Origin of the sequence: Mycolicibacterium confluentis (assembly GCF_010729895.1) — a bacterium.
Lineage (GTDB): Bacteria > Actinomycetota > Actinomycetes > Mycobacteriales > Mycobacteriaceae > Mycobacterium > Mycobacterium confluentis.
Map to the genome: position 1 here is coordinate 312,846 of NZ_AP022612.1, position 14,746 is coordinate 327,591.

Consider the following 14,746-nt stretch of genomic DNA (forward strand, 5'->3'; position numbering starts at 1 on the left):
CGCCCTAACGCGTCAACCCGGCCTCACGCAGTCGCTCGAGCCTGGCCTCCAGCAGTGCGACGCGATGGGCGTTCCCGGACAGTTCGAGGTAGCGGCGGCCGAACGCCGCCAGCAGGACGTCGTCCAGGCGCCGGACCGCGCCAGCCGGATACCGGTAGGCCAGCGCGGTGTTCACCGCGGCGCCGTCCACGTCGGCCAGGGCCGACTCAAGGTCGTCGAGTGAGTCGACGCCCAACTCCACCAGCAGCCCCGAGATCCAGCCGTAGTGGTCAGTGCGCGACCATCCGGCGTCGGGGAACCTGTTGCCCAGGTGTGTCGCCAGCACCGCGGTCGGGATACGCGGGTCGCTCGTCTCCTCGGCGACCCGGTCGGCGAGCGGCGCGGCGCGCAGGCGTTCCCGGATCGCGGAGAACTCCCGATCGGCCAGTTCCAGCAGACCCGCGGCCAGCGTGAAGCGGCGGTCGAGGTCGGGGGCGTCCTCCTCGGGGATGGACCCCTTGTATCGGACATCATGCTCGAACTCCGCCCACGCGTGCTGCAGGATCGTGCGGACCTGCACCGAGGCCGGCTGCTGCTCACCCTCGAGTGCGACGAGCAGATGCCGGCTGGCATAACCCCATCGGCCCTCGCTGGCCGTCTCCAAGCCCATGTCGCGATCGTCGAGCATGCGCATCTCCTCGCCGAGGAGATTGGCCACGGCTGTGACGTCATCGCGCAGGTAGGTGATGACCCGCAGCCCCACCTGATCGGTGATCTCGGACAGCGGATCGGTGTAGAGGCGACGGCCGTCGATGCTGCGCTCGGCCTTGGCCGCGAACGATGCGACGGTCTTGGTCCGCCCCGTGACGCTGACGTAGTTGATGCCGGCGTCGTCGAGCAGGGTGGAGACGTGCTCGAGGTAGCGCTGCGTGGTGTCCTTGAGCGTGGGAACCCGCTGCGCGTACTCCGCGATCGCGTCGAGCACGGCCGGAGGTGTGGCCTCGCGCGGGGCAGGCTCGAGGTCGGGCGGCAGGGTCGGGGTGACGATGTAGCCGGTCTGGCCGTCTCCGTAGGTCGTCACGTCCTCGGGGCGCATCGTCGCGTACATGGCCACGTACGCGCACACCACCGCGTCGACGGGATCCTCGGCGCGGCGCAGTTCGCTCTTGCGTTCGGCGGTTTCGACCGTCTCGCGCAGTTCGGCCCACTGCTCGTTGTCGGTCACCCGAAGCGGCGGATCCCGGCGCGCGAGGTGCTCGACGTGGTCCATCAGGAGCAGCAGTTCGGCGCGCAACTGTGCGACGCTGCGGCCGGGTTTGGCCTTGTACTTGAGCGTGCGGCCGAGCCGGAAGAGGGCGATCGTCGCCGGGTGGGGGTACACCTCGATGGCGCGCCGGTCCGACGTCGAATCGGGGTCGATGTCCAGTCCGAGGTCCTGGGCGATGCGGGCGCCGCGTGGGGTGCCCGCGAACTCCGGCTTGCTGGTGTTGGCCGGATGCGCACCGGCCTGGAACCGGCCGAAGTCCGCGTTCAACTGCTTCTCGCAGGGCCTCTGGCCCGTCGGGTTGACCACGATCAGCGGCGCGTCCACCGCGACCACGCACGGGCCGGACACGTAGGGCTGCAACGCGGCATGGATGCTGGCGTCGTCCTGGGCGGCGCCCAGACAGACCAGTCGCGCGGTTGCGCCGTCCACCACCGCGATCCCGGTGGGCTTGCGCTGTCCCCAGGCCAGATCCAGTCCGACGAAGTGCATCGGTCTACTCTGCACCACCGGGCCGATAGGCTGTGTATTCGTGAGTATTCCCAATGTCTTGGCGGCGCGCTATGCCAGCGCGGAAATGGTCGCCATCTGGTCGCCCGAAGCCAAGATCGTCGCCGAGCGTCGGCTGTGGCTCGCCGTTCTGCGAGCGCAGGCTGAACTGGGCATCGCGGTCCCGGATGGTGTCGTCGCCGACTACGAGCGCGTGCTGGAGAACGTCGACCTGGCGTCGATCGCCGCGCGCGAGCGGGTGACGCGCCACGACGTCAAGGCCCGAATCGAGGAGTTCAACGCGCTGGCCGGGCACGAGCACGTGCACAAGGGCATGACCAGCCGTGACCTCACCGAGAACGTCGAGCAGTTGCAGATCCGGCAGTCGCTGGAATTGGTGTTCGCCCACGGCGTCGCCGTCGCGGCCCGGCTGGCCGACCACGCCGTGACCTACCGGGATCAGGTGATGGCGGGGCGGTCCCACAACGTCGCGGCGCAGGCCACGACGCTGGGCAAGCGGTTCGCCTCGGCCGCGCAGGAGACGCTGATCGCACTGCAGCGGGTCCGCGAACTGCTCGACCGCTACCCGCTGCGCGGCATCAAGGGCCCGATGGGTACGGCGCAGGACATGCTCGACCTGTTCGACGGGGACTCCGCCCGGTTGGCTGAACTGGAGTCCCGTGTCGCAGGGTTCCTCGGGTTCTCGACGGTGTTCGACAGCGTCGGCCAGGTGTACCCCCGCTCGCTGGACCACGACGTGCTCTCGGCGCTGGTGCAGGTCGGTGCGGGCCCGTCGTCGTTCGCGCACACCGTGCGCCTGATGGCCGGCCATGAGCTGGTGACCGAGGGTTTCGCGCCGGGGCAGGTGGGCTCGTCGGCCATGCCGCACAAGATGAACACGCGCTCGTGCGAACGGGTCAACGGCCTGCAGGTGGTGCTGCGCGGCTACGCGTCGATGGCCGCCGAACTGGCTGGCGCGCAGTGGAACGAGGGCGACGTGTTCTGCTCGGTGGTGCGCCGCGTCGCGCTGCCGGACGCCTTCTTCGCCATCGACGGACAGACCGAGACGTTCCTGACCGTGCTCGACGAGTTCGGCGCCTACCCGGCCGTCATCCAGCGCGAGTTGGACCGGTACCTGCCGTTCCTGGCAACCACGCGGATCCTGATGGCCGCGGTGCGCGCGGGTGTGGGCCGGGAGACCGCCCACGAGGTGATCAAGGAGCACGCCGTGGCCGTCGCGCTGGCGATGCGCGAGCAGGGCCGCGAACCCGATCTCCTGGACCGGTTGGCCGCCGACTCGCGATTGCCGCTCGATCGTGCCGCCCTGGATGCCGCGCTGGCCGACAAGTCGGCGTTCACGGGTGCGGCCGCGGATCAGGTCGACGCCGTGGTGTCCAAAGTCGAAGAGTTGGTGCGCCAGCACCCCGAGGCCGCGAAGTACACCCCGGGCGCGATCCTCTAGTAGACGTGTTCACCGCGGAGATCGACCTCACCGATCTGGACAACTTCTCGGCCGGGTTCCCGCATGACCTGTTCGACCTGCACCGTCGCGCCGCGCCGGTGTTCTGGCACGAGGCAAGCGAGCACACGCCGGACGGCGAGGGGTTCTGGTCGGTGGCCACACACGCCGAAACCCTTGCGGTGCTGCGTGATCCGGTGACCTTCTCGTCCGTCACCGGCGGCGCACGGCCCTTCGGCGGCACCCTGCTGCAGGACCTGGCGGTGGCCGGTCAGGTGCTCAACATGATGGACGACCCGCGGCACGCCGAGGTCCGGCGGCTGGTCAGCTCCGGGCTGACGCCGCGGATGATCGCCCGGGTTGAGGACGACCTGCGCATGCGGACCCGCAGACTGCTCGACGACGTGGCGCCCGGCGAACCGCTGGACTTCCTGGTTGAGGTCGCCGCCGAACTGCCGATGCAGATGATCTGCATTCTGCTGGGAGTGCCCGAGTCGGAGCGGCACTGGCTGTTCGAGGCCATTGAACCGCAGTTCGACTTCGGCAGGGCCCGGAGCGCTTCGGTGGGGCAGTTGACCGCCGAGGAGGCCGGCTCTCGGATGTACACCTACGGCCAGGAGTTGATCGCCGCCAAGCGGGCCCAGCCGACCGACGACATGCTCTCGGTGGTGGCCAACGCCGTGGATCCCGAGTTGTCGGACCTGGAGCTCTACCTGTTCTTCAGCCTGCTGTTCAGTGCGGGCGCCGAAACCACCCGCAACGCCGTGGCGGGCGGCCTGCTGGCATTGATCGAGCATCCCGATCAGTACGCGCTGGTGCGCTCGGATCCCGGCCTGCTGCCGTCGGCGATCGAGGAGATGCTGCGCTGGACCTCGCCGTCACCATCGAAGCGTCGTACCGCCACCAGGGCGGTGTCGCTGGGCGGGTGTGCGATCGAGGCCGGGCAGAAGGTGCAGATCTGGGAGGGGTCGGCCAACCGCGATCCGCTGGTGTTCGACGAGCCCGAGCGGTTCGACGTGACCCGAAAGCCCAACCCGCACCTGGGTTTCGGCTACGGCGTGCACTACTGCCTCGGCGCGAATCTTGCGCGGTTGGAGCTGCGGGTGCTGTTCGACGAACTGCTCACGCGGTACTCGGCGGCGCGGCTGACCGGGCCCGTCGAATGGACTCGCAGCAATCGACACACCGGGATGCGGCACCTCTACGTCGCGTTCTCCGTGTGAGCGCCGAGATCGACACCAGGGCTGTGGAACCGCGCTCGCTCACAGCCCTGGTGTCGATCTCGGCGGCTCATGGCATGGGGTGGCGGCGCAGGCCCGCCGAGCGCAGTTCGAGGTTGGCCAGGCCGCGCACCGCGATCGGATCCTCCCGTCGCCACGCGCCGACAGGATCGACGCTCACCGCAGTCAGCTTGCGCAACGGGCGGTTCGCCAGCGCCCGCAGGGCCAGCAGCTGCTCGCCGGCCGGAGTCGCGGCCAGCGCGATCGCCGTCCACTTGCGTCGGAAGAACCGGATGCGCAGGTACAGCCACGGCCCCGCGACCGCGAGGATCGGCGTCGCGGCGACCGCGATCGCCAGCACCCAGGCCAGCCAGGTCGCGGTGCTGTTGAGGCTGCTGCCCGCGCCGGCCAGATCGAGCGCGGCCTCGCTCGCGGCGTTCAGCGGCTTGCTCAGGTCGTCGCCGATCCACGGGACGCCGTCGACGCTGCCGCCCGCGGACTTGAGGTTCTCCGAGATCCCGTTGGCGCCGTCCTCGACCTGGCGACCGACGCCCGCGATGGCGGAGACCGCGGCGTGCACCGCGACGCCGACCAGCACCCAGATGACGATCCAGCCGATCACCACGACGTCGCTGAGGAACTGCATCAGGAATCGGTGCGGTCGGGTGGCGTAGGGGACATACCGGGAAGTCATGCTCTCGATCCCAACACGTCGGGCTCGTCGCCGTGGGGCATCCCGATAGGCTGGGCCGATGCGACCGACCCTGTCCGACTATCAGCACCTGTCCAGCGGCAAGGTCCGCGAGCTCTACCGCATTGACGACGACACCCTGCTGTTCGTGGCCTCGGACCGGATATCCGCCTACGACTTCATCCTGGACTCGGAGATCCCTGACAAGGGCCGCATCCTCACCGCGATGAGCGTGTTCTTCTTCGACCTGATCGACGCGCCGAACCACCTCGCCGGCCCGCCCGACGACCCGCGCATCCCCGACGAAGTGCTGGGCCGCGCGCTCGTGGTGCAGAGCCTGGACATGGTCCCGGTGGAATGCGTCGCGCGCGGCTACCTGACCGGTTCGGGTCTGCTGGACTACCAGCGCACCGGCGAGGTGTGCGGCATCGCGCTGCCGACCGGGCTGGGTGAGGCCAGCAGGTTCGACGAGCCGATCTTCACCCCGGCGACCAAGGCCGAGATCGGTGAGCACGACGAGAACGTGGACTTCGCCGCCGTGGTCGGCCTCGTCGGTGCCGAGCGCGCCGAGCAGTTGCGGGACGAGACGCTGCGGATCTATAAGCAGGCCGCCGACCACGCGCTGACCAAGGGCGTCATCATCGCCGACACCAAGTTCGAGTTCGGCGTCGACGGCGACGGCGACCTGCGGTTGGCCGACGAGGTCTTCACGCCCGACTCGTCGCGGTACTGGCCCGCCGACACCTACAAGCAGGGTGTGGTGCAGCCCAGCTTCGACAAGCAGTTCGTGCGCAACTGGCTGACGTCGCCGGAGTCCGGATGGGACCGCTCGGGAGAGGCGCCGCCGCCACCGCTGCCACCGGAGATCGTCGAGGCCACCCGCGCGCGCTACATCGAAGCCTACGAACGGATCTCAGGACTGCGGTTCAACGACTGGATCGGACCGACCTCATGAGCGACGCACTGACCCCGCCGGTGGCCAACCGAGTCGACAGCCCTCGCGAGTTCCACGGCGACGTGTTCAACGACCCCTACGAGTGGCTGCGGGACAAGTCGTCTCCCGAGGTGATCAGCCACCTCGAAGCCGAGAACGCCTACGCCGATGCCGTGACCGCATCGCAGGAGCCCCTGCGGCAGAGGATCTTCGACGAGATCAAGGCCAGGACCAAGGAGACCGATCTCTCGGTCCCGACCCGTCGCGGCGACTACTGGTACTACGGCCGCAGCTTCGAGGGCAAGCAGTACGGCGTGCACTGCCGATGCCTGGTGCGGGATCCCAGCGACTGGAGTCCGCCGGTGTTCGATGAGCACACCGAGGTCCCCGGCGAAGAGGTGCTCCTCGACGAGAACGTCGAAGCCGACGGGCACGACTTCTTCTCCCTGGGGGCGGCGACCGTGAGCCCCGACGCCGAGATCCTGGCGTATTCGACCGACACCGTCGGCGACGAGCGGTACACGTTGCGGTTCAAGAACTTACGCACCGGAGAGATGTACCCCGACGAGATCACCGGCATCGGTGGCGGCGCGACCTGGGCGGCCGACAGTCGGACCATCTACTACACCACCGTCGACGAGGCGTGGCGGCCCGACACCGTCTGGCGGCACCGCCTCGGCAGCGGACTGCCCGGCGAGAAGGTCTATCACGAACCGGACGAACGGTTCTGGCTCGGCGTCGGGCGAACCCGCAGCGACGCCTACGTGATGATCGCGGCCGGGTCCAGCATCACCTCCGAGGTCTTCGTCGCCGACGCGTCCGACTCCGCCGCCGAGTTCACCAGCGTGCTGCCCCGCCGAGAAGGCGTGGAGTACTCGGTGGAGCATGCGGTCGTCGGTGGCCAGGACCGGTTCCTGATCCTGCACAACGACGGCGCGGTGAACTTCACCCTGGTCGAGGCGCCTGTCAGCGATCCGACCGACCAGCGCACCCTGATCCCGCATGACGACGAGGTGCGCATCGAGGGTGTCGACGCCTTCGCCGACCACCTCGTGGTCAGCTACCGCCGCGCCGCGCTGCCGCGAATCCAGTTGTGGCCCATCACCGCTGACGGCCAGTACGGCACCGTCGAGGAGATCGCGTTCGAGTCCGAGCTCATGTCCTCGGGCCTGGCGGCCAACCCCAACTGGGAGTCACCGCGCCTGCGGGTGGCCGCGACGTCGTTCGTCATCCCCGTGCGGATCTACGATCTGGACCTCGTCACCGGGGAACGGGTCCTGCTGCGCGAACAGCCTGTGCTCGGCGACTACCGGCCGGAGGACTACGAGGAACGCCGGGACTGGGCGACGGCACCCGACGGGGTCAAGATCCCGGTGTCGCTGGTGTACCGCAAGGGAATCGAATTCCCTGCCCCCACACTGATCTACGGCTACGGAGCATACGAAGCCTGCGAGGATCCCCGGTTCTCGATCGCGCGGCTTTCGCTGCTCGACCGGGGTGTGGCATTCGCGGTGGCGCACGTTCGCGGCGGCGGTGAACTCGGGCGGTTGTGGTACGAGCACGGCAAGTTGATGGAGAAGAAGAACACCTTCACCGACTTCATCGCCGCGGCCGAGCATCTGGTCGACGAGGGGGTCACACGACCTCAGAACCTGGTGGCCCTCGGGGGCAGCGCGGGCGGTCTGCTGATGGGCGCGGTCGCCAACATGGCACCGCACCTGTTCGCGGGCATCCTGGCGCAGGTTCCGTTCGTCGACCCGTTGACCAGCATCCTGGACCCGTCCCTGCCGCTGACCATCACCGAATGGGACGAATGGGGAGATCCGCTGCACAACAGCGACGTCTACGCCTACATGAAGTCCTACTCGCCGTATGAGAACGTCGCGGCCAAGGACTATCCGGCGATCCTGGCGATGACGTCACTGAACGACACCCGCGTGCTGTACGTCGAGCCGGCCAAATGGGTTGCCGCCCTGCGGTACACCAAGACCGACGACCATCCGGTCCTGCTCAAGACCCAGATGACCGCGGGGCATGGCGGCATCAGCGGTCGGTACGAGCGCTGGAAGGAGGTGGCCTTCCAGTACGCCTGGCTGCTGGCCACCGCCGATCCCGAACGCTACGGCGCCGGGCAGGTCGGCGACCTGCTCTCCTGACGCCGGGTGCTAGCGTCGCGCCATGAGCCTGAACGACATTGAGTTGACCACTCTCGACGGACGGGCGACCTCGCTCGCCGAGTACACCGATGGTGCCGTGCTGATCGTCAACGTGGCATCCAAGTGCGGCCTCACACCGCAGTACGCCGCGTTGGAGCAGTTGGCCCGCGACTACGGCGACCGGGGACTGACGGTGCTCGGGGTGCCGTGCAACCAGTTCATGGGGCAGGAGCCCGGCACGGCCGAGGAGATTCAGACGTTCTGCTCGACCACCTACGGCGTCACCTTCCCGCTGCTGGCCAAGACTGACGTCAACGGACCGGACCGGCACCCGCTGTACGCCGAACTGACGCAGACCGCCGACGCCGACGGCGAAGCCGGTGACGTGCAGTGGAACTTCGAGAAGTTCCTGCTGGCCCCGGGTGGGACCGTGGTCAACCGATTCCGGCCGCGCACGGTTCCGGATGCCCCCGAGGTCGTCGCCGCGGTCGAGAGCGTGCTGCCCCACTAGCCGAATCGCCACCTGCAGTCCGGGTGTTCGACACCGTCTGGACACCTCGGATTGCGATCCTGGTGGAGTGCCTGGGAAGTTGACGGTCTCCGTCTCGGCGATCGGTGCGCACACTCTGGACGCCGCGCACGCGTTCGCTGCCGAACTCGCCGCGCGCGGCGTGCCGGTGTCCCTTCTGGTGGCCCCCAGACTCAAGGACGGGTACCGCCTCGACGCCGACGCTGCCACGGTCGACTGGCTCCGTGTGCGCCGCGAATCCGGGGACAGCCTTGTACTGCACGGCTATGACGAAGCTGCGACGAAACGCCGCAGGGCCGAGTTCGCGGTGCTGCCCGCGCACGAGGCCAACCTGCGGTTGATGGCCGCCGACCGGGTGCTCGACCACCTCGGCCTACGGACCCGGCTGTTCGCCGCACCGCGCTGGTCAGTCTCGGATGGTGTGCGCAGTATGCTGCCGCGCAACGGATTCCGCCTTCTGATCGGCCCCGACAGCGTCACCGATCTGGTGCGCGGAACGGTCGAACGGGCCCGTGTGCTCGGCATCGGCGAGGCGTTTCTGGCCGAGGCGTGGTGGTGCCGCACTCTGGTGCTGTCGGCCGAGCGGACCGCACGCCGCGGTGGGACTGTGCGCCTGGCGGTCTCGGCGCGGCACCTGCGCAGGCCCGGGCCTCGTCAAGCCGCACTGGACGTCGTCGACCTGGCCCTGCTGCACGGTTGCCTGCCCACCGTCTACCAGTGGGACAGCCCACCGCGTCTGAATCGAGTCGCCTGACGCCGACTGGCCGCTAGCCTAGGCGGCATGGACGCTGACGTCATCGTGGTCGGGGCTGGTCTGGCAGGTCTGGTCGCCACCTGCGAACTGGTGGAACGGGGCCGACGAGTCCTGGTCGTCGATCAGGAGAACAGTGCCAACATCGGCGGTCAGGCGTTCTGGTCGTTCGGCGGGTTGTTCTTCGTCGACAGTCCCGAGCAGCGACGCATGGGCATCCACGACAGCCATGAGTTGGCGCTGCAGGACTGGTTGGGCACCGCGGCGTTCGACCGCCCCGAGGACCATTGGCCGCAACAGTGGGCGCACGCCTACGTCGACTTCGCCTCCGGGGAGAAGCGGACCTGGCTCAAGGAGCGCGGCCTGAAGATCTTCCCGTTGGTGGGGTGGGCCGAACGTGGGGGATACGACGCCCGCGGGCACGGGAACTCGGTGCCGCGATTCCACATCACGTGGGGTACGGGACCGGCGCTGGTCGACGTCTTCGCACGGCGGGTCAGGGAGCACTCCCTGGTGCGGTTCGCGCACCGCCATCAGGTCGACGAACTGATCGTCGAAGGTGGGGCGATCACCGGGGTGCGGGGGACTGTGCTGGAGCCCAGCTCTGCGGCCCGAGGCGTGGCGTCGTCGCGGAAAGCTGTCGGGGAATTCGAGTTCCGGGCCTCGGCGGTGATCGTCACGAGTGGGGGCATCGGGGGCAACCCGGAACTGGTGCGGAAGAATTGGCCGGCGCGGATGGGGCGTGTTCCCGAGCAGATGCTGGCCGGGGTGCCGGCCCACGTCGACGGGCGGATGATCGCGATCACCGAATCGGCGGGCGGGCGGGTGATCAACCGCGACCGGATGTGGCACTACACCGAGGGCATCACGAACTACGACCCGATCTGGCCCAACCACGGCATCCGCATCCTGCCTGGACCGTCGTCGCTGTGGCTGGACGCGACCGGCAGGCGACTGCCCGGCCCGCTGTACCCGGGATTCGACACCCTCGGCACGCTGGAGCACATCACCAAGACCGGTCAGGACTACACGTGGTTCATCCTCAACGCCCGGATCATCGCCAAGGAGTTCGGCCTGTCGGGGCAGGAGCAGAACCCCGACCTGACTGAACGCAGTGTGCGGCAACTGTTGTCCCGCGTGCGGTCTGGCGCTCCGGGCCCGGTGCAGGCCTTCGTCGATCGCGGCCCCGACTTCGTCCACCACACCACGTTGCGCGGCCTGGTGGAGGCGATGAACCGCCTGCCCGATGTGGTCGCGTTGGACTACGCCACGGTTGAGGCCGAGGTGACGGCGCGGGACCGCGAGGTGGCGAATTCGTTCAGCAAGGACGGGCAGATCACCGCGATCCACGGTGCACGGGCCTATCTGCCGGACCGGGTGTCACGGGTGGTGGCACCACATCGGCTGACCGATCCCAAGGCGGGTCCGATGATCGCGGTCAAGCTGCACATCCTGACGCGGAAGACGCTGGGCGGTTTGGAGACTGATCTCGATTCGCGCGTTCTTGGCAGCGCCGGCGATCCCGTGCCGGGGTTGTACGCCGCAGGTGAGGTTGCCGGCTTCGGCGGTGGTGGCGTGCACGGATATCGGGCGCTCGAGGGCACATTCCTGGGCGGGTGCATCTTCTCGGGGCGGGCCGCGGGCCGGGGTGCGGCGCGCGACATCGGCTAGCGGGGTTGGGGTGATCACCCCGGTCGCGCCGACGATTCTGTGCGGAATTGCATGCTTTCCAGCCGATTTAGCTGCAATTCCGCACATAACATGCGAGAAGGGGGTGAGGCGAGCAGGTGCCCGAGGCGAGAAGGGGTGGCCAGCTAGAACGTGATCCGCAACCGCTCCCAGCCACGCACCGTCGACGTCGGCGCCAACTGCGCGCTGTCGTAATCGATGCCCCACTCAGGCCAGCGGTTGAGCAGTTCATCGAGCGCGACCCGGCCTTCGAGCCTCGCCAGGTTGGCGCCCAGGCAGTAGTGCAGACCCTTGCCGAAGGTCACGTGGCTGATGTTGTCGCGGTTGATGTCGAAGCGGTCCGGATCGGCGTAGCGACGGGGGTCACGGTTGGCCGCCCCGAACAGCAGCAGCATCGCACTGCCCGCGGGGACGGTGGTGCCGTAGCACTCGAAATCGCGTGCCATGTAACGGGCCACGTGTGGGCCTGTCGGCTCGAAGCGCAGCGTCTCATCGATCGCGCGGTTGAGCAGTGAGCGGTCCTCGGCGATCTGCCGACGCTGGTCGGGGTGTTCGGCCAGCACCTTGGCCAGCCAACCGATCAGTCGTCCGGTGGTCTCATTGCCGGCACCCGCGACCACCTGCGTGTAGTGCAGCACCTCCTTGCGGGTCAGCTTGCGCTCGGTGCCGGTCTCGTCGGTGAACTCGACGTTGAGCAGGGCCGTCATCAGGTCGTCGGACGGATTCTTGGACCTCCACTCCACGTAGTCGGCGTAGATGCGGCCATCGGCGATCTTGTCGGCGCGAGCGACCTTCATCGGCGCCCCAGGCTTGGTCCGCAGGTTCGCGTCGTTGGCGTCGCGGACCGAGATCTGTTCGGACTCGGGGATTCCCAGCAGCATGCCGATCACCCGCATGGGCATCATCGAGGCCAGATCGGCGATGATGTCGAAGCCGTCGGTGCCGACGTGCGGATCCAGGCAGCCGATGCAGAACTGTCGGATCTGATCCTCGATCGCGGCCATCCGGCGCGGCGTGAACACCCGGGACATCAACCCGCGCAGCATCGTGTGGGTCGGCGGGTCCTCGAACATCATCACGCCCTTGGGCATGTCGAACTCGGATTTCACCAGTTCGAGGATGTCGCTCCGGGAGTTCGAGAACGTCTCCCAGTCGCCCAAGGCCTTCTCGACGTCGGAGTGCCGCGAGAGGGCCCAGAAGTCGTAGCGCTCGTTGTAGTAGAGCGGCGACTCCTCACGCAGCCGCGCGTAGGTCGGGTAGGGGTCGGCGACGATGCCGACGTCATAGGGGTCGTAATAGACTGCGGTGCTGGTCATTTCAGCAGGCTCCCGGCGTCGATAGGCAGCGTCACGCCGGTCACGTACCGGGCCTCGTCGGACGCCAGGAACAGCACCGCGTTGCTGATGTCCACCGGTTGCACCCACGGGATCGGCATGACGTGGAAGGACTGGCAGATGGGCGCGAGGTCGTCCGGGCCCGGGTTCTCCAGGTCGGGCCGAAACAGGCGGTAGGTCTCCTCGTTCATCAACAGTGGGGTGTTCACGTGGGTGGGGTGCACGGTGTTGACGCGGATCATGTGCTGCCCGAGTTCGACGGCCAGGGTGCGCATGATCCCGACGACGCCGTGCTTGGCCGCGACGTAGTGACCGACCTGCGGGTAGGCCTTGGTGCCGCCCACCGAACTGGTGATGATGATCGACCCGCCTCGGCCCGCGGCGATGAGGTGCGGGATCGCGGCCTTCGCGGTCTTCCAGACGCCCGTGAGGTTGACGTCGATGGTCTCCTGCCAGCGCGGTTCGGCCATCTTGTGCAGCTTGACGCCCGTGGTGCCGATGCCCGCGTTGGCGACCACGACGTCGAGTCCGCCCAACTGCTCGACGCCGCTGTCGACCGCGTCCGCCAGCGCCTCGAACTCGCGGACATCGACCTGCGCGGTGACCACGCGTCGGCCCAGATCCTTGATCAGGCCCGCGGTTTCGGCCAGATCCTCGACCGTGGCGGCCGGTGCGGTCGAGTCAGGGAAACCGCGACAGATGTCGACCGCGATGATGTCGGCGCCCTCCTCGGCCAGGCGTACCGCGTGGCTGCGGCCCTGCCCCCGGGCGGCCCCCGTCACCAGGGCGATCTTGCCGTCGACTCGTCCCGCCATTGCGCCTCCGAACGTCGTGCTGAGCAGTCGCACAACTTTAGCGGCGCGCGGGTGTCGCTAAAGCGAAATCGACTGTTCTTCGGTGAGCACCCGGAAATCGGTGTCGGTCATCTCGGACAGGCGGCCGTAGTAGATTCCGCGGGCCTCCGGCGCGACGATGCCCTGGTGGATCGGCACCGCGTGGGTGGGTGCGACGGCCCGGAGGAACTCGACGGCCTCGGAGATCTTCATCCACGGCGCCGCGGCGGGCGTGGCGAGCACGTCGACCGGTTCGTCGGGCACGAACAGGGCGTCGCCGGGGTGCATCAGGCGGGCGGGGTGCTCCCCGTCGCCGACGAGATAGGAGATGTTGTCGATGACGGGGATCTCGGGGTGGATCACCGCGTGGCGACCACCGACGCCGCGGATGGCGAGGCTCCCGACGGACAACTGGTCACCGACGTGGACGGCCTTCCACTCGCCCCCGAGTTGTGCCGCCGTCTGCGGGTCGGCGTACAGCGCGGCCTGGGGGTTGGCTTCGACGAGTGCCGGCAGGCGAGCCGGATCGGCGTGGTCGGGGTGCTGGTGGGTGATCAGGATGGCCGAGAGCCCGGTGATCCCCTCGAAGCCGTGCGAGAAGTTGCCCGGGTCGAACAGAATCGTCGTGTCGTCGAAGCTCGCCAGCAGGCACGAATGCCCGAAATGGGTCAGTTCCATGCGTACGATTGTGCGCGCAGCGGGCGTCCGGGTGGGGGAGGAACCGAGTGCTTCGTGTGTTCTTGGCCGGCGTGCTGGGTGCCGGGCTGATCGCGGTGCCGGCCGCGCGCTCCGACCCGCAGACCTGCCCCCCGACCTGCGACCGAATCCCCGCGGCGGCGTGGATCGAACCCTGGGCCATCCCGATGAACACCACGCACCACTGGCCCCGCCCGGCGCAGGTGGCCGTGCCGGTGCCCGCTCCGCGGTTCAAGTTCGAGGAGATCTGCGCCACGCCGCCACCGCGCGACGATCCCCGTTCCTTCGCGGTCGCCGCCCGTGCCGCGGTGGCCTCGCCGCCCGGTCGCTGGAATCTGCAGGCGCAGGTGCTGCACTGGCGCGGTGACACCGGGCAGGGCGGCGCGTGGGCGATGCAGGTCCACGACGCGGCCGTGGCCGCGTTGCGGTCGTGTCAGGTCAGCGCGCCGCAGTACTCGCCGACGCTCACCACCGCCGACGACGGCCGATTTGCCGCGGTGATCAGCGGCCCGCACGTCGTGCATCAGTACCTGATCGCCGATCCGTTCAACAGCAGCGTCAGCGAGCTTGTGCTCTGGACCACTCCGGGGCCCGACGTCGCGTGGCCCCTGGTGCCCGACGACCGTGTGCTCGATGCCCTCGAGGCGGCGCTGTGCGGGGCCTACCTGGCGTCGTGTGGGTAGAGTTGACCCGTCATTGACTGAGGAACGACAGGAGTCGCG

At 68.5% G+C, this 14,746-nt stretch carries 13 protein-coding genes; 8 read left to right on the plus strand and 5 right to left on the minus strand.

What is annotated here, in order from left to right; all coding sequences use genetic code 11:
- Positions 1 to 4 precede the first annotated feature (4 nt).
- Positions 5 to 1,735: a bifunctional ribonuclease/(p)ppGpp synthase gene (gene relZ, locus G6N34_RS01350; RefSeq protein ID WP_085156445.1), complete on the minus strand. Its 1,731-nt coding sequence runs from the start codon at positions 1,733 to 1,735 to the stop codon at positions 5 to 7.
- 40 nt (positions 1,736 to 1,775) lie between these two features.
- Between relZ and purB the strand changes: the two genes are divergently transcribed.
- Positions 1,776 to 3,194 carry an adenylosuccinate lyase gene (gene purB / locus G6N34_RS01355; RefSeq protein ID WP_085156442.1) on the plus strand — a complete coding sequence of 473 codons (1,419 nt, stop codon included), beginning with the start codon at positions 1,776 to 1,778 and terminating at the stop codon, positions 3,192 to 3,194.
- Positions 3,195 to 3,199: 5 nt separating this feature from the next.
- Positions 3,200 to 4,414, plus strand: a complete 1,215-nt coding sequence (locus G6N34_RS01360) for a cytochrome P450 (RefSeq protein WP_163645285.1) — start codon at positions 3,200 to 3,202, stop codon at positions 4,412 to 4,414.
- A gap of 67 nt (positions 4,415 to 4,481) precedes the next feature.
- Here the strand turns inward: G6N34_RS01360 and G6N34_RS01365 are convergent, their stop codons facing one another.
- Complete coding sequence (locus G6N34_RS01365) at positions 4,482 to 5,105, minus strand: hypothetical protein (RefSeq protein ID WP_085156439.1); 624 nt, start codon at positions 5,103 to 5,105, stop codon at positions 4,482 to 4,484.
- A gap of 58 nt (positions 5,106 to 5,163) precedes the next feature.
- Between G6N34_RS01365 and G6N34_RS01370 the strand changes: the two genes are divergently transcribed.
- From G6N34_RS01370 to G6N34_RS01390, 5 genes are all read left to right on the plus strand, one after another.
- Positions 5,164 to 6,057: a phosphoribosylaminoimidazolesuccinocarboxamide synthase gene (locus G6N34_RS01370; RefSeq protein ID WP_085156437.1), complete on the plus strand. Its 894-nt coding sequence runs from the start codon at positions 5,164 to 5,166 to the stop codon at positions 6,055 to 6,057.
- On the plus strand, positions 6,054 to 8,192 hold the full coding sequence (locus G6N34_RS01375; protein ID WP_085156434.1) for a S9 family peptidase: 2,139 nt from the start codon (positions 6,054 to 6,056) through the stop codon (positions 8,190 to 8,192). The genes G6N34_RS01370 and G6N34_RS01375 overlap by 4 nt, the downstream gene beginning before the upstream one ends.
- A gap of 22 nt (positions 8,193 to 8,214) precedes the next feature.
- Positions 8,215 to 8,703 carry a glutathione peroxidase gene (locus G6N34_RS01380; protein ID WP_085156431.1) on the plus strand — a complete coding sequence of 163 codons (489 nt, stop codon included), beginning with the start codon at positions 8,215 to 8,217 and terminating at the stop codon, positions 8,701 to 8,703.
- Positions 8,704 to 8,770: 67 nt separating this feature from the next.
- The gene (locus G6N34_RS01385) at positions 8,771 to 9,475 is read left to right on the plus strand and encodes a DUF2334 domain-containing protein (RefSeq protein ID WP_085156428.1); all 705 of its coding nucleotides are present in this window, start codon (positions 8,771 to 8,773) and stop codon (positions 9,473 to 9,475) included.
- A 27-nt stretch (positions 9,476 to 9,502) separates the two neighbouring features.
- Entirely contained in the window at positions 9,503 to 11,143 is a 1,641-nt protein-coding gene (locus G6N34_RS01390) for an FAD-binding dehydrogenase (RefSeq protein ID WP_085156425.1), read from the plus strand.
- Between the two features lie 143 nt (positions 11,144 to 11,286).
- On the opposite strand, the gene G6N34_RS01395 is transcribed toward G6N34_RS01390, so the two are convergent.
- From G6N34_RS01395 to G6N34_RS01405, 3 genes are read right to left on the minus strand one after another with little or no spacing between them, the layout of a single operon-like run.
- A complete protein-coding gene (locus G6N34_RS01395; RefSeq protein ID WP_085156422.1) occupies positions 11,287 to 12,477 on the minus strand; it encodes a cytochrome P450 in 1,191 nt (396 codons plus the stop codon).
- Positions 12,474 to 13,310, minus strand: a complete 837-nt coding sequence (locus G6N34_RS01400; RefSeq protein ID WP_085156471.1) for a mycofactocin-coupled SDR family oxidoreductase — start codon at positions 13,308 to 13,310, stop codon at positions 12,474 to 12,476. The genes G6N34_RS01395 and G6N34_RS01400 overlap by 4 nt, the downstream gene beginning before the upstream one ends.
- 57 nt (positions 13,311 to 13,367) lie before the next feature.
- The gene (locus G6N34_RS01405; RefSeq protein WP_085156418.1) at positions 13,368 to 14,006 is read right to left on the minus strand and encodes an MBL fold metallo-hydrolase; all 639 of its coding nucleotides are present in this window, start codon (positions 14,004 to 14,006) and stop codon (positions 13,368 to 13,370) included.
- A gap of 47 nt (positions 14,007 to 14,053) precedes the next feature.
- Between G6N34_RS01405 and G6N34_RS01410 the strand changes: the two genes are divergently transcribed.
- A complete protein-coding gene (locus G6N34_RS01410; protein ID WP_179965714.1) occupies positions 14,054 to 14,707 on the plus strand; it encodes an ATPase in 654 nt (217 codons plus the stop codon).
- Positions 14,708 to 14,746 lie beyond the last annotated feature (39 nt).